The organism is Paenibacillus sp. BJ-4, assembly GCF_020404765.1.
GTDB lineage: Bacteria > Bacillota > Bacilli > Paenibacillales > Paenibacillaceae > Paenibacillus.
The window spans coordinates 394630-419007 of sequence record NZ_JAIVEM010000140.1 but is presented as its reverse complement, the minus strand read 5'-3'; the positions used below and the strand labels follow the sequence as shown (position 1 = coordinate 419007).

The 24378-nt window shown below is 47.8% G+C and carries 21 protein-coding genes, 2 pseudogenes and 1 riboswitch; of the genes and pseudogenes, 10 read left to right on the top strand and 13 right to left on the bottom strand.

The window, feature by feature from the left end; all coding sequences use genetic code 11:
• Positions 1-147 precede the first annotated feature (147 nt).
• Entirely contained in the window at positions 148-1239 is a 1092-nt protein-coding gene (locus tag LCF57_RS21485; protein ID WP_318840743.1) for a diguanylate cyclase, read from the top strand.
• Positions 1240-1327: 88 nt separating this feature from the next.
• On the opposite strand, the gene LCF57_RS21480 is transcribed toward LCF57_RS21485, so the two are convergent.
• A complete protein-coding gene (locus LCF57_RS21480; protein ID WP_226002513.1) occupies positions 1328-1825 on the bottom strand; it encodes an RrF2 family transcriptional regulator in 498 nt (165 codons plus the stop codon).
• A gap of 79 nt (positions 1826-1904) precedes the next feature.
• Positions 1905-4840, bottom strand: a pseudogene (locus LCF57_RS21475) (glycoside hydrolase family 3 C-terminal domain-containing protein).
• 225 nt (positions 4841-5065) lie between these two features.
• Here LCF57_RS21475 and LCF57_RS21470 point away from each other — a divergent pair.
• The 4 genes from LCF57_RS21470 (at position 5066) to metE (ending at position 11105) form a co-directional block, all read left to right on the top strand.
• Positions 5066-5536: an AbrB/MazE/SpoVT family DNA-binding domain-containing protein gene (locus tag LCF57_RS21470; RefSeq protein WP_226002512.1), complete on the top strand. Its 471-nt coding sequence runs from the start codon at positions 5066-5068 to the stop codon at positions 5534-5536.
• A gap of 300 nt (positions 5537-5836) precedes the next feature.
• Complete coding sequence (locus LCF57_RS21465; protein ID WP_226002511.1) at positions 5837-7786, top strand: anaerobic ribonucleoside triphosphate reductase; 1950 nt, start codon at positions 5837-5839, stop codon at positions 7784-7786.
• Entirely contained in the window at positions 7783-8280 is a 498-nt protein-coding gene (gene nrdG, locus LCF57_RS21460) for an anaerobic ribonucleoside-triphosphate reductase activating protein (RefSeq protein WP_226002510.1), read from the top strand. Before LCF57_RS21465 ends, nrdG begins: the two co-directional genes overlap by 4 nt.
• A 147-nt stretch (positions 8281-8427) precedes the next feature.
• Positions 8428-8628, top strand: a riboswitch (cobalamin riboswitch).
• Between the two features lie 158 nt (positions 8629-8786).
• Positions 8787-11105 carry a 5-methyltetrahydropteroyltriglutamate--homocysteine S-methyltransferase gene (gene metE, locus LCF57_RS21455; protein WP_226002509.1) on the top strand — a complete coding sequence of 773 codons (2319 nt, stop codon included), beginning with the start codon at positions 8787-8789 and terminating at the stop codon, positions 11103-11105.
• 84 nt (positions 11106-11189) lie between these two features.
• Here the strand turns inward: metE and LCF57_RS21450 are convergent, their stop codons facing one another.
• Positions 11190-11723 carry a DUF6985 domain-containing protein gene (locus tag LCF57_RS21450; protein WP_226002508.1) on the bottom strand — a complete coding sequence of 178 codons (534 nt, stop codon included), beginning with the start codon at positions 11721-11723 and terminating at the stop codon, positions 11190-11192.
• Between the two features lie 378 nt (positions 11724-12101).
• On the opposite strand from LCF57_RS21450, the pseudogene LCF57_RS21445 reads away from it, so the two are divergent.
• From LCF57_RS21445 to LCF57_RS21435, 3 genes and pseudogenes are all read left to right on the top strand, one after another.
• Positions 12102-12436: pseudogene (locus tag LCF57_RS21445) on the top strand (PadR family transcriptional regulator).
• Between the two features lie 369 nt (positions 12437-12805).
• Complete coding sequence (locus tag LCF57_RS21440; protein WP_226002507.1) at positions 12806-13525, top strand: 3-ketoacyl-ACP reductase; 720 nt, start codon at positions 12806-12808, stop codon at positions 13523-13525.
• A 178-nt stretch (positions 13526-13703) separates the two neighbouring features.
• A complete protein-coding gene (locus tag LCF57_RS21435; RefSeq protein WP_226002506.1) occupies positions 13704-14141 on the top strand; it encodes an AbrB/MazE/SpoVT family DNA-binding domain-containing protein in 438 nt (145 codons plus the stop codon).
• Positions 14142-14213: 72 nt separating this feature from the next.
• Here LCF57_RS21435 and LCF57_RS21430 read toward each other — a convergent pair whose 3' ends face one another.
• Entirely contained in the window at positions 14214-14672 is a 459-nt protein-coding gene (locus tag LCF57_RS21430) for a hypothetical protein (protein ID WP_226002505.1), read from the bottom strand.
• 121 nt (positions 14673-14793) lie between these two features.
• Between LCF57_RS21430 and LCF57_RS21425 the strand changes: the two genes are divergently transcribed.
• Positions 14794-14955 (top strand): hypothetical protein, encoded by a 162-nt coding sequence (locus LCF57_RS21425; protein WP_226002504.1) that lies wholly within the window; start codon positions 14794-14796, stop codon positions 14953-14955.
• Between the two features lie 23 nt (positions 14956-14978).
• On the opposite strand, the gene LCF57_RS21420 is transcribed toward LCF57_RS21425, so the two are convergent.
• Together LCF57_RS21420 and LCF57_RS21415 are read right to left on the bottom strand one after the other, a co-directional pair.
• Complete coding sequence (locus tag LCF57_RS21420) at positions 14979-16136, bottom strand: nitric oxide synthase oxygenase (protein ID WP_226002503.1); 1158 nt, start codon at positions 16134-16136, stop codon at positions 14979-14981.
• A 151-nt stretch (positions 16137-16287) separates the two neighbouring features.
• The gene (locus tag LCF57_RS21415; protein WP_226002502.1) at positions 16288-16767 is read right to left on the bottom strand and encodes a Dps family protein; all 480 of its coding nucleotides are present in this window, start codon (positions 16765-16767) and stop codon (positions 16288-16290) included.
• Positions 16768-17055: 288 nt separating this feature from the next.
• Between LCF57_RS21415 and LCF57_RS21410 the strand changes: the two genes are divergently transcribed.
• Positions 17056-17283: a hypothetical protein gene (locus LCF57_RS21410; RefSeq protein ID WP_226002501.1), complete on the top strand. Its 228-nt coding sequence runs from the start codon at positions 17056-17058 to the stop codon at positions 17281-17283.
• A 71-nt stretch (positions 17284-17354) separates the two neighbouring features.
• Here the strand turns inward: LCF57_RS21410 and LCF57_RS21405 are convergent, their stop codons facing one another.
• The 7 genes from LCF57_RS21405 to LCF57_RS21375 all read right to left on the bottom strand — a co-directional run bounded on the left by LCF57_RS21405 (position 17355) and on the right by LCF57_RS21375 (position 24351).
• Positions 17355-19082 carry an adenine deaminase C-terminal domain-containing protein gene (locus LCF57_RS21405; protein WP_226002500.1) on the bottom strand — a complete coding sequence of 576 codons (1728 nt, stop codon included), beginning with the start codon at positions 19080-19082 and terminating at the stop codon, positions 17355-17357.
• 28 nt (positions 19083-19110) lie between these two features.
• A complete protein-coding gene (locus tag LCF57_RS21400) occupies positions 19111-20169 on the bottom strand; it encodes an ABC transporter ATP-binding protein (protein WP_226002499.1) in 1059 nt (352 codons plus the stop codon).
• A gap of 16 nt (positions 20170-20185) precedes the next feature.
• Positions 20186-20974 carry an ABC transporter permease gene (locus tag LCF57_RS21395; RefSeq protein ID WP_226002498.1) on the bottom strand — a complete coding sequence of 263 codons (789 nt, stop codon included), beginning with the start codon at positions 20972-20974 and terminating at the stop codon, positions 20186-20188.
• 6 nt (positions 20975-20980) lie between these two features.
• Complete coding sequence (locus LCF57_RS21390; RefSeq protein ID WP_226002497.1) at positions 20981-21802, bottom strand: ABC transporter permease; 822 nt, start codon at positions 21800-21802, stop codon at positions 20981-20983.
• Positions 21803-21829: 27 nt separating this feature from the next.
• A complete protein-coding gene (locus LCF57_RS21385; protein WP_226002496.1) occupies positions 21830-22759 on the bottom strand; it encodes a nucleoside hydrolase in 930 nt (309 codons plus the stop codon).
• The gene (locus LCF57_RS21380) at positions 22759-23832 is read right to left on the bottom strand and encodes an ABC transporter substrate-binding protein (RefSeq protein WP_226002495.1); all 1074 of its coding nucleotides are present in this window, start codon (positions 23830-23832) and stop codon (positions 22759-22761) included. Before LCF57_RS21380 ends, LCF57_RS21385 begins: the two co-directional genes overlap by 1 nt.
• Before the next feature lie 174 nt (positions 23833-24006).
• Positions 24007-24351 (bottom strand): DUF2294 domain-containing protein, encoded by a 345-nt coding sequence (locus LCF57_RS21375; protein WP_226002494.1) that lies wholly within the window; start codon positions 24349-24351, stop codon positions 24007-24009.
• Positions 24352-24378: the final 27 nt, after the last annotated feature.

The following is a 24378-nucleotide window of genomic DNA, read 5'->3' as shown; positions in this document are numbered from 1 at the left end:
CTATTCCCAGTTATACACTAAACCTAAGGGCGAAACGCTATAAGTCACACCCACGTAATAAATTTCAAATAAATTCTTCATTTTCAAGCCTTATATCAGTTTTTTTTGATAAAATGAAGGAATATGCCTCTCGGGAGGGTTAGCATCTTGTTCAGTACGTTTTTTGTAAATACCTGTATCCTTGTCACCTTTTTGTACATAACCGGTCTTATATCGCAAAGATATAAAATCCGTATACACACCTTGAAGCGTAAGGTACATTGGATCGGAGGCACTCTTTTTGGGTGTTATGGCATTGTCTTGATGTACTATTCGATCCCCCTGGAATCTAATACGATTGCCGATCTTCGTCATCTGGCCATCGTAGCTACTGCGACTTACATTGGCGGTCCGGCAGCACTCATGGCTACCCTTTTAGTATGTTTAGGTAGATTATTGCTGTTTGGTATCACCACTCAAGCCATTGTGGGGGCCTTTTTTATGATGCTTGTGGGTCTGGGTTGTGCTTTATTGTCACATCTGTCCTGGTCACGTTTAATGAAGCTGATTGTCATGAACATTTTCGCTTTGGGTATTATTTTCTGTTCTTTCACGATTAATTTAAATAATATCGATGATGTTCTGCATGTATATCCGCTCCATTTCCTTATTTCTATGGCAGGCGGGTTTCTTCTGTATCTCGTAGCTGAGTCCATCAATACCTCCAATGAGCTGTTACTTCGTCTGGAGCATAGCTCCTATACAGACCACCTCACCAATTTAAGCAACAGAAGGCAGCTTGAATTTTCACTGGAAGAGCACCTTCCCCAGGCTCGTCAACTTCACGAGCACTTATCTGTTCTGGTGTTGGATATTGATCACTTCAAGGAAGTGAACGATACCTATGGTCATGCCGCTGGGGATGCCGTGCTGCGCCAGCTTGGGCAGATTTTGATAGACAAATGCCGCTCTAATGATATAGTCACCCGCAGTGGGGGGGAAGAATTCACCGTGCTTTTGCCGAATTGCGCTTTTCGGCAAGCACTGCGCATAGCTAATCAGATCCTTAGCGGCGTAAATCAGTACGAGTTTATTTTAGCGGACGGGCTTATTCTCAAAGTCACCGTGTCCATCGGCGTAACGACTTATCCCGGTACAGGGGGAGATATATCCGGAGCAGTTCTGCTGGAGCAGGCAGATAAAGCATTATACGAAGCTAAAAATGCAGGACGTAACCGAGTTTGCTCGTATGAAATATAATTTGGGACATATGTATTTTACAGAAATAGCCGATACAATCCTCTTCTAGAGAGAGCTGTATCGGCTATTATCATCTTGAATAAATGTGCTATTCCCTTTTGGAAGGTGCCTTGGTATCCTTGCCTTCATTATGACTGCAACTACCCACTACGAGTGTTGTACGCTTGGCGAGCGAAGCTAGTGTATGAGACTCCCATACTTCAAGCATACGCCGTTCACTCTCGGCTAAAATTTCGGATACGGCGGTTGCAAGCTCCTCACAAAAAGGGTTAGTCTCTTGTTCATGCATCATACCCGGGAAAATCGGATCACCTATTTCAATGGCGTGGTATATATCGGCAAGTGTAATCTGGTCCGCCGAACGGGTAAGCACATAGCCTCCCTCACGGCCTTCACGTGCTGCTATTAATTCTGCCTGTACAAGTCGCGTTAACACCCTGCGCACTAAAGTGACCTCGCAGTCAATGGAACGAGCAATAGATCCGCTGGCACAGAGTTCCCCATACTTTTCCAAATAGACAAGCGCCTTTACCGCCACCCCAAGCCATCTGGGCGTTGCGGTGCGTAGTCTTTTTTCACTATTCAAATGAAATGACACCCCTAAGCTGTAGAAACTTCGTTGAATGCATTGTACGTGAAGTCAGAAGTAAGTTCAAGCCTACAGTCTAGAATCTCCTGTAGCACAAGCACTCAAGGTAAAAATGACTTAGCCGCACTTCGCCACTCAACCGCAGATACACATCACGTGAGCCTGAGACTGGACCCAGTGCCTCGGAGAGCGTAATCCATGCTTGCGCTCCTCCCGTATTGCCAACGTTCATACGTGCTACAGCTGCGCTGTCCGGCGTATCCAAGCGAAGCTCAATTGCTGCGTCACTGCTATTGCCAGACACGCGGCATTGAAGTTCGACCGCTCCCGTCGTATCTAATTCTACGCCATGAAAGGCAATCCAGCCAGAACGCTGAGGTGAATACAGACGTACACAGGCCTCTTTTTGCTCCTTGCTTTCATCCAGCAGGATGTTGGAACAATCATCAAAGTTCTCAGCGCGAATGCTTCGTCCGGCTTGCCAGGGCGGAATGACTTCGCCTCGAACGTTCACAAGATGCTCCAGCCGGATATCCGCTGAAGAAGCGCCTGCCAGCAAAATGTACTCGCCAGCTTCAACGCAATAACGATCCCGTGTAACATCCCAAATCGCCCAATCCCTTACTCGAATCGTAAAAGAAACCGTTCTCGTCTCACCCGGCTCTAAGCAGATGCGTTGAAACCCGCATAAGGTCTTCAACGGTCTCTTTACTCGCGAAGCTCCGGGACGTACATATAGCTGCACAACCTCCTCGCCGGCAGTTACGCCCCGATTAGTCACATCCACCCATACGTTAAGAGCATCCGTTGCGTCCAGTGCAGCAATAGCGTTTACTTTACTCTCGCCATCTTCTACACCAGCCATGTCGCTTGGGCCAGGCGATTGGGCATCTGTGCGCAGCTCGCTATATTCAAATGGCGAGTACGTCAGCCCGTGACCGAACGCATACAAGGGCTCACCTTCAAAATATTGATAGGTACGACCGCCGCGAATAATATCATAATCTATGATATCGCCTAACTGATCCTCGCTCTGATACCATGTCATGTTCAAACGACCCGCGGGCGCGTAATCACGAATAGTACATCGGCTACTGACGTGCCATGCTCTTGACCCGCATGGGACGTGTATATAATCGCCGGGATATGCTCCTGAACCCAGGGAATGGCATACGGGTAGCTGCCTGTCAAAACCACAATCGTATTCGGATTGACACGGTACACTTCCTCGATGATCCGCTGCTGGGAAGCTGCCAATTCCAAGCCTGGGCGGTCATTCTCTTCCTTTCCGTTAATGAGCGGGTGATTGCCGACGAATACAATCGCTGTATCTGCCGCTTGCGCAGCGGCTATCGCTTCCGCTAAACCATCCAACACCGTTTCTACCTGGAACGTCGTATGGCCCTGTCCTGAGGCTGTTGTGGCCTCCATTACCTTTAATGAGCCCTCCGCCCCAGCAATCACAGGCTTACCGTTCCATGTCGTCCACAGATGATCTCCTTTTTCAACAGGAGTCAGTCCGAAGACTTCTTTAACATACCAGCCATACGCTTCTTCAGCCGTCACACGAAGCGTTTCTTCATCGCTCGTCACGTAAGTACCCAGATGCTCATCGGTCAACGTCACACTTCCATAGCCCCAATCCGTCACGGTCAATACCGTTGGCTCATTATCATGGGACAGCCGTATATCGCCGGAAGGATCGACTGTAAGCTTCGCCCCGTCGGCCGCCGCCGTGAAGATCACGCGATCCTTGGCATCGCGGTATACGACGCGTTCCTTCACGTTCTCACCTTCCAGCTTGGCGCGAATCGCTTCCAGAGGCGTAACCCGATAAGGCAATGTACCGGAATACCAATCGCGGTACACCTCATTGCCGAGCGTACCGATCACGGCTACCTTGCCGCACTTCGCAGGGTCCAGTGGCAAGAGCGAGCGCTCATTTTTGAGCAGTACGATCTGCTCCCTTGCCGCACGCAGCGACAATTCACGGGCTTGTTCCGTCATTAGAAGCTCTTCACCGATCAAGGCATAGGGATTGTCTGCCGCCGGATCAAATTCTCCCAAACGGAAACGGACACGGAACGTATGGAACAATGCCCGATCCAGGTCTGCTTCCTCCAGTGTCCCTTGCCCCAATGCCTCACGGATTGCCTGCTTGGAAAGCTCCGCATCATCCGTTATGCTGTCAATTCCCGCTCGAATGGATTCGGCCACACCTGGCGTATGGGAATCATAATACTGATGGTCGTTGGCAATCCCCGTGACATCACCTGCATCACTAACGACAAAGCCGTTCATCCCCCATTCGCCCCTGACAATATCGTTCACCCCATGATACAACGTAGCAGGCGTTCCATTAATGAGGTTATAAGAGGTCATCATGGACTGGGCTCCGCCCTCCGTAAAAGGCTTCTCGAAGGCTTTCAGATAATATTCTCGCAGGTTCCGCGGATCGATGCTGGAAGAGCCGCTCCCCCGATCTACTTCATTATTGTTGCCCAGAAAATGCTTTAACGTCGCAACCGCTTTCAAATATACCGGATGATCACCCTGTATTCCCTTAACCAGTTCCTTCGCCAACTCTCCTGTCAAATACGGGTCTTCACCATAGGCTTCCTCATTACGTCCCCATCTTGGGTCACGCTCCATATCCACCGTAGGTGCCCACAGGGTCAGGCCGTTTAATTTCGGATCACGACGGTAATAGACACGCGCCTCATCTGCGATCACAGAGCCGATTTGCCGCATTAATTCCGTATCCCATGTACACGCCAATCCCACGGGCTGAGGAAACGAAGTCGCCTCTCCCAGCCAGGCTATCCCGTGTGCCGCTTCCGTACCGTGCTTGTAAGCCGCGACCCCCAAACGGTCAATGGCAGGCTGATATTGCAGCATGGATTCAATCTTTTCCTCCAAGGTTAGTCGGGACACCAGATCCCGTACACGATCGTCCAGCTGAATCCTCGGATCTTGAAATAAGTATTCGATATCCGTTGTTTCATGACTCATATCCGTCATCTCCTTGTTCCAAATAAAATGTTATAAAAGGTCGTTATGAAAGCGTTTTAGTATATCATAGCGAAAAAGGATACGTCCGGCAACAATACCGAAATTCTCCTTTATTAGATGGAGAAGAGGCCATAGCAAAAAAAGTTTTTTTTTCCTGCAATATTCAAAGCTGAAAATAATATCTTTTGGTATAATCAGGATATATCACGAAAGGAGGAAGCAAGGATGAAAAATACTGGAATGACAAGGCCTCTGGATCAATTGGGGCGAATTGTACTCCCTAAGGAAATGCGCACCACGATGGATATCAATATTGGTGATTCGCTTGAGTTTTTCGTAAATGAAGAAGGATTTGTGTTAAGAAAATATACCGGGGTCTCCTGCAAATTTTGCGGCACAGTTGATCATTTAACTTATTTCCGAGACAGCTTTATTTGCGCAGACTGCATCCGGGTATTAAAGACAGAGGAAAATGTACATGCCACCAGCACCGATGCCATCCAGGCTCAAGAACATGTCAAACCGATCAGAACCAATACAACCTGGCAGCCTAAGCAATCCAGAGTGCAGCAGGGTGAAATGGTAAAAAAGCTCCGCAAGCTGATTCTGGAACATCCAAACCTGCCACAAAAGGTTTACGCCGAAATGCTCGATATTTCCCAAGGCCGGGTGTCTCAGTTAAAGAAGCTACTCTAAACCTTCAAAAAAATGATATCCCAAAAATAAATATTTACGCTAGACCGCAATTCTATATTTATTTTCATCACGTATTCCATGGTCAGGCATAGAGTAAAGAACGTATCTCCAGATGTGTTCCTTACTCTATGCCTGACTTTTTTGTGCTTTCCGCCCCACCCCGAATGTGACAATAGTCACATACTCATATACCATCCGTATATACAATATATAGACTGAAACAATTGGTTAGAACACAATATCATCAATATGTTGTTTTTGTGAAAATAATATATATTTTACTATATGGAGGGTTTTACGATGAAAGTGTTGGAGGAACAGCAATTATACGACATCGGGGAGCGGGTCATAGGAGCACAAGATCTGGACATGCTGCGCGAGAATGCAAACTTGAACGGAGAATCATTCAGCGGCAAAATGAGCAAGCTCGGCTCCGAATATGCCAAATGGTATGCACGCCTGCGCGTGCTTCCGCCTGAACTGACGGACGCTATTGATCACGGTTATGTATATGTTCACGATTTGGACCAATATGCGCTCGGAACAACAAATTGTATCTTTATTCCGTTTGGTCGTTTGCTGCAAGACGGCTTTAATACAGGCAACGGGTCTGTGCGCACACCGCAAACGATTATGTCCGCTATGGCACTGGTCGCCATCATATTCCAGTCTCAGCAAAACAGCCAATTCGGCGGTGTCTCCGCCAATAAAATAGATTGGGACCTTGCCCCATACGTCGCCCGCTCCTTCCGCAAGCATCTGCGTAAGGGACTTCGGCTGTTTGAGGAAGAGATTAAGCCTGCACTGTCTGAGGATGAATTACATATAGCCAATAGCCAATTGCAAGAAATCTGTCCTCGTTCATACGCATTTGCACGCGAAGAAACGGAAACAGAGACCCGGCAGGCCGCTGAATCGCTCATTCATAACCTGAACACCATGAGCAGTCGGGCGGGCGGGCAAATTCCGTTTACTTCACTGAATTACGGAATGTGCACTTCCGCTGAAGGGCGGCTTATCTCGCAATCGCTGCTGGAAGCCACTATTCGCGGACTGGGCAGCGGAGAAACTCCTATTTTTCCACAACATATTTTCCAGTGCAAAAAAGGGATTAACCAGGCAGAGGGCGATATCAACTACGATTTGTTCTTGAAGGCGGTAGAATGCTCCAGCAAGCGGATGTATCCCAATTTTGTGAATGTGGATGCTACCTTCAACCTGCCCTATTACCGTGCAGATGACCCGGATACCATCATTGCGACGATGGGCTGCCGTACCCGCACCATTTCTGACCGTTTCGGCAGAAACCGACAGAGCGGCAAGGGCAATCTCTCATTTAATACCATTAATCTGGTGCGCCTCGGCATTGAATATGGCATTTGTACAGGCAAGCGCATGGTGCCTGACCGGGATGGCTTTGATGCCAGACTGGAAGAGGTTATGCGCATTGCTGTAGATGGACTAATACATCGCTATCACATCCAAACGAGCCAACCGGCCAAAGCGTCAGACTTTATGATGCGCGAAGGGGTATGGGAAGGCGGAGAAAAACTGGCGGCGGATGAAAAAGTAGGAAGCGTACTAAAGCACGGTACGCTGTCGGTCGGGTTTATCGGATTGGCCGAATGCATGAAGGCACTCTATGGCAAGCACCACGGAGAGGATGACGCTGTATATCGTGAAGCGCAGCGAATCATCACTTCCATGCGCATGTATTGTGACCGGATGAGCGAATATCACAATCTGAACATTACGTTGTTCGCTACACCTGCCGAAGGTCTGTCCGGCAAGTTCACACTGCTGGACCAACGTGATTTCGGAATCATTCCCGAGGTAAATGATCGAGAATACTACACGAATTCTTTTCACATTCCTGTGTATTACACGCTCCCGGCTGCCCGTAAAATCAGTTTGGAGGCTCCGTTCCATAACCTGTGCAACGCCGGTGCGATTTCGTACATTGAGCTGGACGGCAATGCGCGGAATAACCCGGATGCGTTTCTTAAAATTGTACAGTATGCACTCGGTCAAAATATTGGCTACTTCTCCATCAACCATCCGGTGGACCGCTGCACAGACTGCGGCTATGAAGGGATTATAGGGACAAGCTGTCCTCAATGCGGCACAGACGAGGAGCACACCCACTTTCAGCGCTTACGTCGGGTAACCGGATATCTGACAGGGGATTATACCGTTCGCTTCAATGCTGCCAAGCAAGCCGAAGTTCGCGATCGGGTGAAGCATAAGTGAATTTGTGCGGCTATATTCCGGAGTCTCTGAACGAAGGGGACGGCCTGCGCTCGGTCGTGTTCATTAGTGGTTGCCGCCATGCCTGCCCTGGCTGCTTCAATCCGGCATCGTGGAGCTTCCGCGCAGGTGAGCCATTCACACCGGAACGACAACAGGAAATCATCCGTGACATCATGGATAATCCGTTGTTGGACGGGCTGACCCTCTGCGGAGGGGACCCGTTCTTCTCGGCGGCAGAATGCTCGCAATTTATACGTGACTTTCGCACAGCCTGTCCCGACCGAACCGTGTGGGCCTATACGGGTTTTGTCTATGAGGATTTGCTTGCGGATCAGGCACGACGGGAATTGGCACTGCTATGCGACGTGATTGTGGACGGACCTTTTGTAGAACAACAAAAGGACCTGACCCTCCGCTTCCGAGGCAGTCGCAATCAGCGTCTGGTGGATGTAAAGGCCAGCATTCAGGCAGGTCATGCCGTTTCATTAGCTTGAGCCAATCTTATTCTCTGCCAAATCGTTATCCCCTAGACAAGTCCCCCCCTACAGGGAAGGCTTGTCTTTTTTCTATTGCGTATCCCGTCCGTTTCACTTATGATGATGAACAAGTATACGAGTGCATAAATATTCGTCATACCTTAATTTCATAGCTTGGAGATAGGTGTCTGTTCTATTCAGTTCAGACTTAAAAGGGAAGCCGGTGCAAATCCGGCACGGTCCCGCCACTGTATACGGGGAGCTTTCAGCTATTCATACATCCACTGGTCCACACATAGACCGGGAAGGATCGCTGAAAGTCATGATCCGTGAGTCAGGAGACCTGCCTATTTCAACAACATCGCAAGTACCTACGGGAGATAGGGAGGTGTTAAGAGCAGTCGCCGTATTTTTATTTTTTATGTCGGAGGCATTCTTTCCCCTACTCATCTTTAAGCCTTGGGGATGGAATGCCTTTTTTGGTACGTAAAAATAAACTGGCTACCAGCTAGGAGGAAAAGTACATGTCTATTAACGAACGGTCTGCATTGTCCGGTTTGATTAGCAGTAATCTGGGTTATCCGCGTATCGGCGGAAACCGGGAATGGAAGAAAGCGCTGGAACGCTTCTGGAACGGCACCATTGACGAAAGCGAACTGCATGTCGAGATGAAAAGATTGCGCCTGGAGCATCTGCGCAAGCAGCAGGACAAGGGAATTGACCTCATTCCTGTCGGAGACTTCTCCTATTACGATCACATGCTCGATACATCCGTCATGTTCGGTCTGGTACCGGAACGCTTCAACTATCACCCCGCAGGCCCGGTTCCTCTATCCGTTTATTTCGGGATAGCTCGTGGGCAAAAAGGGGCTACCGCCAGTGAAATGACCAAATGGCTGAATACCAATTACCATTACATCGTGCCTGAATTGGCAAATGTAGCCCCGGTGTTCACCGAAAACAAACCCTTACAAGCTTATCGTGAAGCCAAGCAGGAACTGGGCATTGAAGGCAAACCGGTCCTCATCGGTCCCTATTCATTCATTGCCCTGTCCAAGGGCTATGACCGTAAAGAGCTCGCCGCCATTGTACGAAGCTTCCTGCCGCTGTATACCCGTGTCCTGTCTGAGCTAGCAGCAGAAGGTGTTCAGTGGGTCCAAATCGATGAGCCTGTCCTGACCACCTCATTCCCGGCAGAGGATTTGGACATTATTCAGGAAGCCTATGAAACTTTGACTCAAGCGGCACCCGGCTTAAATATCATGCTGCAAACCTACTTTGGCAGCCTGGAGCATTATAAGCGCCTGTCCACCCTTCCGGTACAGGGGTTGGGTCTTGATTTTGTGCATGATCATGGCGAAAATCTTCAGCATGTATTGCAGTATGGCTTTCCTACAGGGAAAACACTGGGCGCTGGGGTCATTGACGGACGTAACATATGGCGCAGTGATCTAAAAGCCGTGGCTGCGCTGCTCAATCAGCTGGCGGAACAGACAAGCGCCCCACAGCTTATCGTACAGCCATCATGCAGCCTGCTGCATGTACCAGTTAGTCTGGAAGCAGAGCAAACGCTGGATACAGAGCTGATGCACGCCCTAGCCTTTGCCGATGAAAAGCTGGAGGAGCTCGCCGGCCTGACAGCTGCACTGGGTGAGCGCAATCCATCCGCACTTGCGCAGCTTGAACAAAGCACAGAAGCAGTAGCCCGCTTCAACAGCTCGTCAGCACGCGTACAGACGGCTGCTGATATGGCCGCGCTGCTGACCAGAGAGCCTCAGTCACGCAGCGTGCCTTTCGCCCAGCGTCACGTGATTCAGCAGGAGAAGCTGAAGCTGCCTCCACTGCCTACAACGACCATCGGCAGCTTTCCGCAAACCGCCGAGGTCCGCAAAGCTCGTCTGCAATATCGCAAAGGAGAATGGTCTACCGAGCAGTACCGGACATTCATACAGCAGCAAATTAAGGAATGGATTGATATTCAAGAGGACATTGGTATTGACGTGCTTGTACATGGAGAATTTGAACGAACAGACATGGTTGAGTTTTTTGGCGAGAAGCTAAAAGGCTTTGCTTTTACGCAAAACGGGTGGGTGCAGTCCTATGGCTCCCGCTGCGTCAAACCGCCGATTATATACGGGGACGTTTCGTTCGATCAACCTATGACGGTGGAAGAAACAGCCTTCGCCCAATCTTTGACTTCCAGACCTGTCAAAGGAATGCTTACAGGCCCTGTGACCATTCTAAACTGGTCCTTCGAACGTAATGATATTCCGCGCAGCCAAGTCGCTTTGCAGTTGGCGCTCGCATTACGGGCAGAGGTAGAGGCATTGGAGCAAGCGGGCATAGGCATGATTCAGGTCGATGAGCCCGCAATTCGCGAAGGACTCCCGCTGAAAAAAGAGCAGCAGCAAGCCTATCTGGATTGGGCGGTTCAAGCCTTTCTGGTGACCACAGCCACCGTCAAACCTGCGACCCAAATCCATACGCACATGTGCTATGCCGAATTTCAGCATATGATCCAGTCCATCTCCGATATGGATGCCGACGTTATATCTATTGAAACCTCGCGAAGCCACGGAGAACTGATTGTCAGCTTTGAGGATCAGGTGTACGACAAAGGCATCGGTCTTGGTGTGTACGACATCCATAGCCCGCGCATTCCCGATGTGACCGAAATGCTGAGTATGATCCAACGTGCCCTACGCGTGTTGCCATCAGATTTATTCTGGGTGAATCCGGACTGTGGCCTGAAAACCCGCACCAAGGAGGAATCTATCGCCGCATTGCGGCAAATGGTGCAGGCCGCTCAAGCCGCCCGAGATGCGTTGGCTGTATCCAACTGATTTCTTTATCGTGTCGCATCAACGCCATTATTTTCACAATATTCTATCCCCTTTCCGGTCCTTTCTGCTTAAAGCCGGAAGGGGCTATTCAAGATCATATAATGTATATGCGCCTTGAATATGCTCCACTTTCATCTGCTTGATATGTACGCCTAAGCCATGTTCTCTATCCCAAGAGCAACTAAAATTCAAATATAGTTCATCCTCCTCCGATGCGTCGGAAATCAGTATGGACACAGGCTGTAATCGCTCCAGCAATTGTTCTGCCCGCTCTACATAAGGCGCGTACTCATCCGGATCCTCTCCCCATGAGCTGTAGACATTCCGGTATTTTTCCACTATGGACGTATAATGATGGTGGATAGATTTCAGAATTTGGGAATGGATAGTCGACGCATATGACATATATTGCTCCCATGTCCTTTTCTGCTTCTCCGTAGGCTCTTGTATAGCCTGTGCCTGTTCTTCGGAATCGGCTTTCACAATAAACTCTACTTCTACTTGCGAATTCTGGCCGCAAAAAAAGAGCTGTGCCACACCACGCAGCACGACTTCCTCCGATACTTCCCAAGCCTCATCATCCTGCTCCAATTCCGAGTACCACCGTTTCCAATCCATCCTTTGCTCATCCTTTCATAAAAAGTGATCTTTAACTCGGTTGAATACTTTACAATCTATCATTTTAATGAATGAAATTAAAGTCGGGTTCTATTTGCACCATTCGCCAGCATTCGATATATTTCCAAATAGAATTACTTTCTTCTACAACATTCGCTAAAGTATGCAGCCTTTGGAGAAGCAAAATCACCTTTTGCCCGAAAAATTTATTTATAAAATTTTAACACCTTGCATTAATCAGTACATGATGTTAAATTATACCTGACTACTATTCTATGATTAGTACCTGTGATAAATTAAGCACGGACACACATTCTTCCCCTTACTCCAAACGACATCTATGAAGCATTGATAACATCAAGGAAGGGAGCACCGCTCGTGAATGTGAACATCCAATTCAAAAAAGGGGTGCTAGAACTGTGCGTTCTGGTTCTAATTGGTCGCAGGGACCGATATGGCTACGAATTGGCTCAGGCCGTTTCCCGTCATATCGAAGTAGCCGAAGGGGCTTTATATCCGCTGCTTCGCCGTCTGGTATCAGAAGGATATTGCACAACCTATTTACAGGAATCGGCTGAGGCCCCCCCCCCCCCCGCAAATATTATCGGCTGACCGATACAGGCAACCATTATACGATAATGCTTACACGGGAATGGAATGATTTTGTCCATCATGTAGCAAGCCTACTGGAGGAAGGGAATCCCGATGAATAGAAAACAGTTTCTTATAAACGAGACCGAGATTGCCAACGAGCTAGGCAATCCCGCTACTGTTTCTCAATTTGTTAATCTCCATCCCGATTCTAGCCACTCTGTGGGTGATATGAGCTTCGTTGGCCTCAGTATCGGTTAGCCTCGTTGCAGCTCCCCTTCTGCCATCACCGATTATGTGCTGAACAGCATCTTTTACCCGACCACATTCTATTTCTCTATCACGCTGACTGGTATCGGCCTATTGCTGCTCCCCGGAGTACGTTACCTTCTGTCCTCAGTGGAGGCGAAATTTGGTTCGAGGAACTTAAAATTGTATAATGTAACCATGTGCTCATATGTACAAACCGTTATTTATAAGGAGGAGACTGGATGGAGCTTAAAAATAAAACAGCTATTATTACAGGGGCCAGCAAAGGAATTGGCAAAGCAATTGCCGAAACCTTGGCCAAGGAAGGCGTTAATCTGGGGTTAATTTCACGCACATTGACTGACCTGCAAAAATTGCAGGATTCGCTAGGAAGTACATACGGCGTGAAGGTGGTGAGCGCGGTTGCAGATATATCGGATCGCACACAGGCTGCTGCCGCTGTAGCATCGCTGGAGAACGAGCTGGGCGCTGTCGATATTTTGATCAACAACGCAGGAATTGCTACCTTCGGTACAGTCGCAGATATGGCCCCTGAAGAGTGGGAACGTATTATTCGTGTCAATTTGTTGGGGACCTATTATGTTACACACGCGGCTCTCCCAAGCATGCTGGCACAACAGGGCGGAAATATCATCAACATTTCCTCTACAGCAGGAGAACGGGGCTTTGCGACAGGCTCGGCATATTGCGCATCCAAGTTTGCTTTGATGGGCTTCACGGAAGCACTGATGCAGGAAGTTCGCAAATCCAACATTCGCGTTACAGCGCTAACCCCAAGCACCGTTAATACAGAACTGGCGGCAAACGCAGGCTTGCCTATTGGCGACGAGGATCGCATGCTTCAGCCACAGGATTTGGCCGATTTAACTTTGGCCGCATTGAAGCTGCCTCCGCGGGTTCAATTAAAAGTAGCCGGTATTTGGACAACCAACCCACAATAATTTGACACAACATCTTAGATTCATTGGCTGTATCATGCTCCGGTAGGCGTAACTGCATGCCGGAGCTTTTTAGCATAGCTTACCAAAACAGAACGTAATATAAGCGCTTTGTACTTCCAGCATACATAACATACAACTTTCGCAACCATAAGCGCATTTCATGAAAGGGGAAAAAATGATGAAAAACACTGGAATGACACGACCTTTAGATCATTTGGGCCGTATTGTGCTGCCCAAGGAGCTACGCAATTCCATGAATATTAATATTGGTGATGCACTCGATTTTTTTATTACTCCAGAAGGCTTGATGATTCGCAAATATACGGGGGTTTCTTGTTATTTTTGTAGCGCCGTAGATCACTTGAGCTATTTTAGAGACCATCTGATATGTAAAAGCTGTATTGAATCCCTGAAGAGCGGCAACCCTTCCAGTCATTCGAATGAAGTCCGTCCTGCCCCGCCCAAGAAAAGAAGGAGTTACAGAAATCAGAATGAACTTCTGAATAAATTAAAACAGCTCATGCAGGAGCATCCTAATGTATCTCAAAAAGAATTAGCTGAAATGCTCGAACTGTCTCAGGGACGTGTGTCACAGCTTAAAAAGCTGTTGTCTTGAATCTCTCTAATCGCCCCCTGCTTGATCTTACGACACAAAAAAAGAGCCTGTCGGCTCTAGGGGTGATCATTCCTATGCAATGTCAAATTGCTCTATAACCGGGACCCGATAGGCCAGCAAGGACTCGTCTATAACGGCAGATATAAACGTTGCTTCTATTTCAGGCACCAGTCTGAGCGCATAGTTCCATGCATTTTCTTCAATTTGCAGCGCAAGCTGTTGCCGGGTCCCTATCTCACTCTCTTGCTCCAGCGCATCGGAGAGATTCATGAGCTCAGCATCAGCAGCGTGTCCTATCTCATGGGCAAGCACAACCGTAAAATACTCCTCGACTCGTTCAACGCTGCCGAACATCTGCAAACATTGGGTTTCAATAACGTCCGTATACATCGTAATGGCATGAGCATTCAGAGCATACTTGCCGCCGATCAGCCGTCCGCCTGGAAAACGCTTCTCCAGCTTGACCGTCACACCTATAGCAGCTCGTTCCAAGAGCTCAGCGACTATGCGCTCTGCCTGATTTTTCTCCAACTTTGCTTCGCTCCTCAAACCAGTATATATAAAAGCTGAATTCACTACATACTTATGAAATAATGGATGTATTTATATCAATGACAGTACGATATTATACCTTTTTACAAAGGAGAATACCATGCCAGAAGATTATTACGTGGGCTGGGGAACACTCGCCCTCATTAATGCCGGTTTAGCACAGTCCAAAAATCGGAGTAGGCTTAATTGGTTCCTGCTCTCACTGTTAATTGGGCCGCTAGCTACTCTGTTTATCGTTGTATGGGATGAACCGGAGTCCTAGTCCATTCCATTGAATTTACTCTGTTATCCAGAATGGAAAGGGCAGCCTTGTGATTTCTGCTGTGGTACTGAATCTATATCAGCTTGTCTTGGCAAATACGGCTTCTCTTGAACCCCAAAATTTGGCTTCACAAGCCGATTATCGTAGGAACTGTGAAAAATATGCGTTGTTGCCGGGGATAACGGCGGGATCAGCCATGTCCAATTGCCTGTCAGCGCGCGCCCAGCCTTGGCCTCCCTTTCCTCAAACAGCCGGAATTGGGCCGCTGCGGTATGATGGTCGACAATGCTGACTCCTGCTTTTTTAAAAGAATGCAGCACGGCAATATTCAATTCCACCAGCGCCCGATCGCGCCATAGCGTTGTTTCGCTGGTAGTATCCAGTCCCATCAGCTCAGCCACCTGTGGCAGCATGTTATAACGGAAGGTATCCGCAAAATTGCGGGCACCGATTTCTGTTCCCATATACCAGCCGTTAAAGGGAGCCGCCGTATAGACGATACCGCCAATCTCCAATGTCATGTCGGCAATCATAGGTACCGCATACCAACGTAATCCCAATGAAGCCAAGCTTGGAAGCTCCGGATGCTCGATGGGTACCTCCAGCACCAGATGCTTAGGAATCTCAAATAGCTTGGGAGGCAGTCCACCCGCTTCCACAATCAGCGGCAAAATATCAAAAGCAGTCATGGCTCCCTGCCATCCCATATCTCTACAAGCTTTGGTAAAATCCACCGAGATCGGGTCCCCGATCACCCCTTCATCTGTTTCATAGCCTGCATAACGAATAAGCTGATGATTCCAGATGCGAATATTCGGCAATCCTGGCTTGGAGGCGCGAAATACAGTCAGCGTCGGCTTAATTTTACCGTCATTGGTCCCTATGCGTATATGCTCCAGTAGCTCGTTTACGACTTCATCTGCATCTGACGCGTAACGAGCATCCCTCACTAAAAGCTTGTCCCAAAATAAGCGACCGATACAACGATTGCTATTGCGCCAAGCCATGAGTGCTCCGTGCTCCAGCTCTTCGTACGTATGATCATACGTTCCAGTAGTCTCTATGTCGTAACGAACATGAAGAAGCCGGGCTGCCGCTTCATCGCGGCTTCGGCCCAGCTCCTCATAACATGTATATATAAACTGCTCTGCTTCATGCAAAAGCTGTTGTTTCACTTCCATAACACACACCCCATCCCGGTAGCTCTATTACTTATGAGCCTCGTGGTCTACCACGCCTTCTCGTCATTATACTCCAGTGGCAGACTGGAACCAACGGGATGTATGTCTTGTTCACCTGATCTCCATATCCGTGGAAATCTCTCCCAAACCCTTATCCCAAATAAGCACTGAGCATCCAGATATGTTTATCCATCGCTTCTCTCAAACCATTAAGAAGATCTTCTGTCGCTTTATCATGTGCTGCATCCGCTGCTTCCATGCCGTTAGCCAGTTCAACAGTAATGGTTTTGAAATCAGCGACAACGGACTTCACCATATCCTCAGCTGTTTGCTCACCTGCTGATTCCTGAATGGCCGACAGTTGCAAATGCTCCTTCAAGGTAGCAGCCGGACGGCCACCAATGGCCAGAAGACGTTCAGCAATCGTATCCAGATTAGCTGTCGCTTCATTATAAAGCTCCTCAAATTTGGCATGCAGCGTGAAGAACTCAGGACCTTTTACGTACCAGTGGAAATAATGCAGCTTCGTGTACAACACAGACCAGGTAGCTACCTGACGATTCAAAGCCTTATGCAATTCTTGAATAGCCTCTTGTGTAGGTTGTGCGTTCGTATGATTTAATGTACTCATGTTAAAATCCCCTCTCCGTTATCATTCTTAATATGGTTGGTGTAAAGCTTGGATGCTCGTTACAGTAGTGTCTGATTTTCTTTTAAATCCCATGCGTGAATCCAATAATTATTTAGCAATTAATTTAGACTTAATCTAAATCCTGTTTTAATTATAACACTGTGTCGATGTTTTTCAAGACCTTATTCGGTTTTAATCATGAAGATTATGTGAAGTTGTCAGTTTAGTCATTATCCCGCAAGCCGTATAACCTGTTGTACATAGGTTACATCAATAAGAGTATAGAAGATGTTAATTTTGTCTGCTGAATCATTAATACTGGACAGATCCGATCTGCTCACAGCAGACCAGTTGAATACGGTTGTACAGGTTCCTACATTTGCAAATGGATGGACTCCTCCTTTTGAATCTACCTGGAAATGGTTGTTCCATCATGTATATACTCATGAGGCTTACCACGCAGGACAAAATGGAGTAATTGCCAGGCTAAACGGTTTTCCTTGCTCCGGCTTTTGAATTCATAGCCTAACTCATTACCTGAATCACGACAAAAAAAGAGCCGCCCCGCAAAGGGGTCGGCTCTACTATTATTCTTGCATTTCGGAAGGCTCCACGATTAAAGGTACAACCTTGCCCGCGTTTACATCAATCAGGCCGTGATCGGTAATTTTCAAGGCCGGACTGACCGGCAGAGAATGCGTGCTCAGCGACATGATTGGATTGTAATGGCGATAGCCCAGTGACAGCATGGCTGAACGCAGCTCCTTCACTTGGGCCGCAACCATTTCCAGCGGTCCTTCTGTTAAAATCCCACCTACGGTTAACGGCAAATGGGACAGTACATTGCCATTTTCAACTACACAAAAACCGCCTTGGCTGGAAAGAACCGTATTGGCGGCCAATACCATATCCTGCTTGTTATGCCCTACGACCAGCAGGTTATGGTTATCGTGCGAATAGGTGGTTGCCACCGCCCCCCGTTTGATCGTATCTCCCCCGATCAAACCGTAGGCACGGTTGCCGTTCTTGCCATACCGCTCAAACGTAGCAATGAGTCCGTGCTCACCATGTTCCCATATCAACTCACCCTGCTCCACTTGCGCAGGTGCAATCCGTTCGCTTGTAAAGGTCGATCCATCCTTGACCATCATGATACGGCATTGATGTGTACCATCTGCTACATCCATCTCTACCGTAAAATCCTGCTCCGTGAGCGGCTCCAGCTTGACACTTTGATAAAAATGGGCAGGGAAGTGGCGTTGCATCAATTCCTGATGGTATTCCTCGAATTTATCAAATACCTTGTTCCCGTCCTTATAGACTTGATCCACATCAAACTGGCCAAGATCGGACAGCAATACAAAATCAGCTATTTTTCCCGGTGCAATCGTTCCGCGATCATGCATACGCATTCGTGCCGCTGGAGTATAGGTAGCCGCATAAATGGCGTCCTCAGGCTTCATCCCCATGCGGATCGCTTTACTTACAATATGGTTCAGATGTCCTCGCTCTACGAAGGAGTCTGGCATCACATCATCCGTTACGAAGCAAAAATGCTGTGCCACATCTTCCTGAATCAGGTAGTCCATCACCTCAGGAGTCATGGATTTTTCCTGAATCTCAATAAACATCCCGGCGGCCATCCGTGCCTTCATACCTTCAATGCTTTGGTGCGTATGGTCTGAACCAATTCCCGCATAGATTAACTGATGCAGGTCCAAGTCCAGCAGTTGTGGAGTATGACCTTCAATAATCAGCTCCGGGTAATGCTCACGAACATGTCGCAGGATGCGATTCGTTTTGCTTTCCGGGTCACGAATCACATCCACATAGTTCATAATTTCACCCAGGCAAATCATCTCGCCGGTTTGCAGCAGCGCATCAATCTCAGGAATATCAATTTCGCCTCCTGAGGTTTCGAGCGGCGTTGCCGGGACAGAGCTTGGAATACCGTAGAACATATCTGCCACGCAATCCTTGCTGGCTTCCATCATTTCCTGAATTCCTTCCAGCCCAAAAACATTCGCCATTTCATGTGGTTCCGGTACAATCGTCGTCACACCGTTGCGAATGAGTCCATAAGAAAAAGTGGATGGTGTCACCATAGTACTTTCAATGTGCAAATGAATGTCGATTAAGCCGGGAATCATATATTTCCCATGCCCCTCCACAATTTCAGCAACCTCGAAAGACTCCAGACCACGCTGACCAATATACATAAACTTGCCGTCAAGTATAGCAACATTGCCTACCTCGAACGTTTTATAGTAGCTGTTATACATCTTAACTTGTAAAATCATTTTGTCTGCACGCATGATGTATCTCCTTCATTGAACCCGCTGATTATTGGACCAGCACCATTTTATCTGCCGGAAAATGCAGAGTAACCCGTTGACCACTGAGGTAAGGCGTATCCATTTCCTGATTGGCGGTAAAGCTTCCCTTTGCCGTTTCCACCACATATTGATAGCTACGTCCCAGGTACGTACTCACCTTAATGATACCGGGAAGCTCATTTTCCCCTGTCTCGTTGCCTTCCGTACGAATGACCAAATCATCCGGGCGAATAGCGCCCTGACGAGCACCCGGCTGAACTGTCCCTTGATTACGGGCTACGCTGAATGCTAGATCACCTGTATGGAGTCGAATATGATCCTTTTCTTCAGTACGTTCGTCAAAAGTCAGGAAATTATTAAACCCGATAAAACGGGCAACGAATTCAGTCGTTGGGTATTTAAAAATGGTCGATGGCGCATCCAATTGCTCAATATTCCCCTTATTCATAATCGCAACCTGATCAGAAATTGAAAAACATTCCTCCTGATCGTGCGATACATACACGGTAGTGATCCCTAATTCCTGTTGAATACGTCGGATTTCCACACGCATATTCACACGCAGATTAGCGTCCAAGTTACTCAGCGGTTCGTCAAACAGCAGCAGATCAGGTTCAATCACGAGTGCGCGGGCAATCGCGACACGTTGACGTTGTCCTCCTGATAATTCACCGGGGAAACGCTTTTCAAAGCCTCGCAGACTGACCGTATCCAGCATATTCATCACACGGCGTTTAACATCATCTTCCTTAACCTTGCGCAAACGCAGACCAAAGGCAACATTATCAAAAACAGATAGATGCGGGAAGAGTGCATAACTTTGGAATACAAAACCGAAATTCCGTTTGTTGACCGGAAGCCGGGTATAATCCTTATCGCCAAACAAAAATGTCCCTTGTTTGGCTTCGAGAAATCCTGCAATGAGACGCAGCGTGGTCGTTTTGCCACAACCACTCGGTCCGAGTAACGAAAGTAGTTGCCCCCGTTCGAGCTGCAAATCGAAATCCTGCAAGATCAGTTGGTTGTCGTAAGCGACCGAAACGCGATCCAGAGTAAGCAGTGCCATAAGGTTGAAGCCTCCATTACCTTTTAGTGAAGTAAGACAATCCCATCAGTCGTTCGATCAAGAACATAAGGATACCGGTCAAAATCATCAGCATAACCGAAATTGCTGCAATCGTCGGGTCAAAATAATTTTCGACGTAGGTCAGCATTTGAATAGGCAAGGTGCTAAAGCCCGGTCCTGTCATGAAGACGGAAATGTCGACATTGTTGAATGATTCCAGAAAGGCAATCAGGATAGCCGCAATAATACCTGAACGGATGTTGGGCAGAACCACCTTGAAAAAGGTTTCCAGCCGTCCAGCTCCCAAACTGAGCGCTGCTTCCTCAATCGCAAAATCAAAGTTAGACAAGCTGGATGCAATGACCCGTATAATGAACGGCAGCATAATCACCGTATGTCCAATTAAAAGTCCCGCGTATACCGGCAAATGATACACAATAATCAGATAACGCAGCAGTGTAAAGCCAAGAACAATACCCGGTATAAGCAACGGGGAGAGGAATAGAGCATTTAGCGCATCCTTCCCGCGAAACGAAAAGCGACTAAGCGCATAAGCAGCAGGCATACCGATCAGTAGCGCCATGATGTTACCCAACAAAGAGACGACAATCGACGTTTTGAATGTGGACATAAACAAGTCCACCTCAAAAATGTTCTCATACCAGCGCAAGGAAAAGCCCTGCGGCGGAAATTTTAATACCGTGCCCGGCTCGAAAGAAGTGACCGATATGATCAACAGCGGACCGAGCAGAAAGAAGAAGACCAGCAGGCTAAAGAAGCCTAGTCCGTAATGTTTCTCCCGCATATCCACCTACCCCTTCGGATTGAGTTTATGGGCCGCCTTATTTAAGAGACCGACCACGATAAATGTAATGACAATCATAATGGTTGCAATAACAGAGGCTAAAAACCAGTCGTTCAGTGTCATCGCATTCTGATACAAAAATGTAGCGATAACCCGCTGCTTTCCACCAAGCAGTGCTGGTGTCGTATAGGCAGTCAGACTGCCTACGAAAACAAGAATACTTCCGATGATCAGACCCGGCACAGACAGCGGAAATACAATTTTACGAAATGCGCTGAATCTTGAAGCTCCCAAGCTCTGAGCAGCATGAACGAGATCACCATCGATATTTTCAAGTACACCGATTAGTGAAATAATCATCAGCGGTAAAAACAAATGAACAAGACCAATAATCATCGCCGCCGGAGTGTACAAAGTATTCAATGGCTCGTCCACGATTCCCAAACCGATGAGTACGTTATTTAACAGACCTTTGCGACCCAATATGACCATCCAGCTGAATGACCGCACCACTGGACTCGTCAACAAGGGAAAGATAGCCAGCGCCAGCAAAATTCCTTTACGACGCGGGGCCTTTTGCGAAATATAATAAGCTGTCGGGAAGCCCATCAATATGCACACGAGTGTCGTAACGACACTAACTTCCAGCGTAGTCAGCAATATTTTCAGAAAATAAGGGTCCTTGAAGAAATGGAGATAGCCTTCTAGGGTGAATGAGCTGTTCTGTACGAAGGTCGAGCCGATCGTCAACACAATCGGAATGACCATGAACACCGCCAGAAAGAGCAGACCTGGCAGCAGCAGCCAATACAAGTATGTTTTCTTCATGGGTAGCTCCTTGCGGTTATCAAAATGTTATTCCTTGTTCAGCACCTGGATAAACAATTCCAGAAAAGCTTCGCTGTCCACCTGCTCGCATACGTCCATGTTGGGACTATGATTGAGACGGTTCTGCACATCGCCCACCGTTTGTCCGTCACATAAGCGGCTGGAGGTTTCCACATCAACATGCAGCAGCGAGGTTTCTACCAGCCTCGAATTCAACACAACGCCCACGGCAAGCGGATCATGAAGCGCACATGCTTTTACCCCGTTGCGTTCCTCATATCGTTTGGTATAGACGGCTGTGCTTTCAGCCACATAGGTACGAATGGCCGGATGGGTCAAGCGGGCAATATGATCGGCTGTCAGCAGCGCTTTCCGTGTTACATCCAGCCCCACCTGTACCAGCCGCTTAAATCCGGCATGAAATACGATCCGCGCCGCTTCCGGGTCAGCATACATGTTATATTCGGCCACAGGGGTAATATTACCGCAGCCATGAATAACACCGCCCATAAAAACAACTTGATCAACGCGGTCCGTCAGCTCGGGACACTTCAGAAGCGCCAGCGCCAGATTGGTGAGCGGACCGGTGCAAATGAGCGTGACTTCTCCTGGATGAGTCATCACTGTATCAATGATGATATCCGGTGCAAAACCTTCGGACTCAGATATGGCCGGGATAACATTACTCAATGCGCCTCCGATACCGTCTTCTCCATGCACACGGTGCTCGTGCAGTCCTTTACGTATTAATGGTGCCTCGGCCCCCCGATAAACCGGAATATCCGGTCTATCCAAAAGGTCGAGGATTTTGCATGTGTTCAAGGTTGCTTGTTTAAGCGAAACATTGCCACATACCGTAGTAATCGCTTGGATATCAAGCTGACCGCTTTTGGCGGCCAGTAAAATACCCAACGCATCATCAATACCTGTATCTACATCCAATATGACTTTTTTCATTATTGTGTAACTTCCCGGTTCCAGCGATCGGTCCATGCCTTAATATGGTCGTTAACGAATTTCATATCCAGCTTGGTCAGCTTGTTCACTACATCTGTACCGTACGTAATTCCTTCTGTATCCGCACCGGACAGTACCACCTGTGTGTTCACCGGAGAATCAACCTTCGCCTTGGCAGACTTCTCTTGAACTTCCTTACTCAGCTGCCAGTTGATAAATTCCTCAGCCAGCTCCTTTTGATCGGAGCCTTTGACTACATTAATCGTGTTCATTACGGCATAGGCACCTTCACTTGGAGATACAAATTTCGCTCCTGGCACAGCCGCCTGTAAATCTTTGAAGTACATTTCCATAATCGGTCCGCCTGCGATTTCCTGCTGGCTAAACATGTTGACGAACTCGGATGTTTTACTATAGAACTTAACGATATTCGGACTCAGCTCCTTCAGTTTCCCGAAAGCCTTGTCTTCATTAAACTCCTTGCTACCTGCTACCTTGGACGCTGCATCTACCATCATTGGTCCGGCTGTAGCTGTGATGTTCGGCAGAGTCACGTTGCCTTTGAACTCACTGCCCCACAGGTCAGCCCAAGAGGTCACATTCTTTTTCACCAATTCCGGGTTGTAGGCAATCCCAAGACGGCCCACCGTATAAGCAGGGCCATAATCCTCTCCTAGCGGTGCCTTCGCAATATCATAAATTTGATTCAAGTTTGGCACCTTGCTGCGATCCAGCTTTTCAAACAATCCTTGTTGAACCCCCTGTTGAGCATAATAATCAGACAGATAGATCAGATCGACATCGGTACTTCCTTGACTAATTTTGTTCAACCGCTCTGCGTTATTGCCAATTTCCACGACAATATCCACGTTATGTTCCTTTTCAAAGGGCTCGTACACTTCTTTATTGAAAAAGTCCTCGGAAAAGCCCCATGTGGAAATGACCAGCTTCTTTTTCCCATCAACTGAGCTGTTTTTTCCATCTGTCTGACCGCCAGTAGCATTGCTGCCGCAACCAGCCAGTACCACAGATGCCAAGGTCACAGCCACAAATCCTTTAAACCATTTTTTCATTAGAAACTCCCCCTGTTTTTTAATTCGTCACACCTAATGACACAAAAAAGAAAAGTACTCTTGTAAAACAAGAATACTTTTCTTCGTAAACAAAGATAAGTTGATCCCGCTGCGCGTTATAACAGGTTCTCCCCTCAGATAGATCCGAAGCGAAAAGCCGAATATCCAATTGTATTAGGATGCTTTCAATATGATGTTCGTGATTGCCCACTGCGTTGCTGAATCATAATCGCGCAGCAAGGCTTCAATTTCGAGCCCCATATCCTCAATCAGCTTTTCGCGAAGTCTTTTTTTATACAGCATGGACATTCGGAAATCCACTTCCAGCTTCAAGCCGGGGGCTTCCACTTCCAATGCCGCCGAGCGTGGAGAACGCCGGTGCTTCGCCACAAAGGTAACAATATTGTTCTCAACGGTGGCCCGCAGCAGCGTGGTCCCGAAGCCGAACAGTTCCTTTGAAATTTCGTTGTAAATCTGGCACATCCGCTTCTTGCTTTCGTTACTGTCGAGCAGCGTCATGAACCCACCCTCATCAGCATATTACGT

What these genes read in the sequence shown, in the direction of transcription:
- LCF57_RS21385 (WP_226002496.1), bottom strand. Translation starts at nt 22,759, where the DNA reads ATGAAAAAAGTCATATTGGATGTAGATACAGGTATTGATGATGCGTTG.
- LCF57_RS21435 (WP_226002506.1), top strand. Translation starts at nt 13,704, where the DNA reads ATGAAAAACACTGGAATGACACGACCTTTAGATCATTTGGGCCGTATT.
- LCF57_RS21425 (WP_226002504.1), top strand. Translation starts at nt 14,794, where the DNA reads ATGCCAGAAGATTATTACGTGGGCTGGGGAACACTCGCCCTCATTAAT.
- LCF57_RS21440 (WP_226002507.1), top strand. Translation starts at nt 12,806, where the DNA reads ATGGAGCTTAAAAATAAAACAGCTATTATTACAGGGGCCAGCAAAGGA.
- LCF57_RS21375 (WP_226002494.1), bottom strand. Translation starts at nt 24,351, where the DNA reads ATGACGCTGCTCGACAGTAACGAAAGCAAGAAGCGGATGTGCCAGATT.
- LCF57_RS21420 (WP_226002503.1), bottom strand. Translation starts at nt 16,136, where the DNA reads ATGGAAGTGAAACAACAGCTTTTGCATGAAGCAGAGCAGTTTATATAT.
- LCF57_RS21465 (WP_226002511.1), top strand. Translation starts at nt 5,837, where the DNA reads ATGAAAGTGTTGGAGGAACAGCAATTATACGACATCGGGGAGCGGGTC.
- LCF57_RS21390 (WP_226002497.1), bottom strand. Translation starts at nt 21,802, where the DNA reads ATGAAGAAAACATACTTGTATTGGCTGCTGCTGCCAGGTCTGCTCTTT.
- LCF57_RS21405 (WP_226002500.1), bottom strand. Translation starts at nt 19,082, where the DNA reads ATGCGTGCAGACAAAATGATTTTACAAGTTAAGATGTATAACAGCTAC.
- LCF57_RS21395 (WP_226002498.1), bottom strand. Translation starts at nt 20,974, where the DNA reads ATGCGGGAGAAACATTACGGACTAGGCTTCTTTAGCCTGCTGGTCTTC.
- LCF57_RS21380 (WP_226002495.1), bottom strand. Translation starts at nt 23,832, where the DNA reads ATGAAAAAATGGTTTAAAGGATTTGTGGCTGTGACCTTGGCATCTGTG.
- LCF57_RS21470 (WP_226002512.1), top strand. Translation starts at nt 5,066, where the DNA reads ATGAAAAATACTGGAATGACAAGGCCTCTGGATCAATTGGGGCGAATT.
- LCF57_RS21415 (WP_226002502.1), bottom strand. Translation starts at nt 16,767, where the DNA reads ATGAGTACATTAAATCATACGAACGCACAACCTACACAAGAGGCTATT.
- LCF57_RS21410 (WP_226002501.1), top strand. Translation starts at nt 17,056, where the DNA reads ATGTTAATTTTGTCTGCTGAATCATTAATACTGGACAGATCCGATCTG.
- LCF57_RS21450 (WP_226002508.1), bottom strand. Translation starts at nt 11,723, where the DNA reads ATGGATTGGAAACGGTGGTACTCGGAATTGGAGCAGGATGATGAGGCT.
- LCF57_RS21400 (WP_226002499.1), bottom strand. Translation starts at nt 20,169, where the DNA reads ATGGCACTGCTTACTCTGGATCGCGTTTCGGTCGCTTACGACAACCAA.
- metE (WP_226002509.1), top strand. Translation starts at nt 8,787, where the DNA reads ATGTCTATTAACGAACGGTCTGCATTGTCCGGTTTGATTAGCAGTAAT.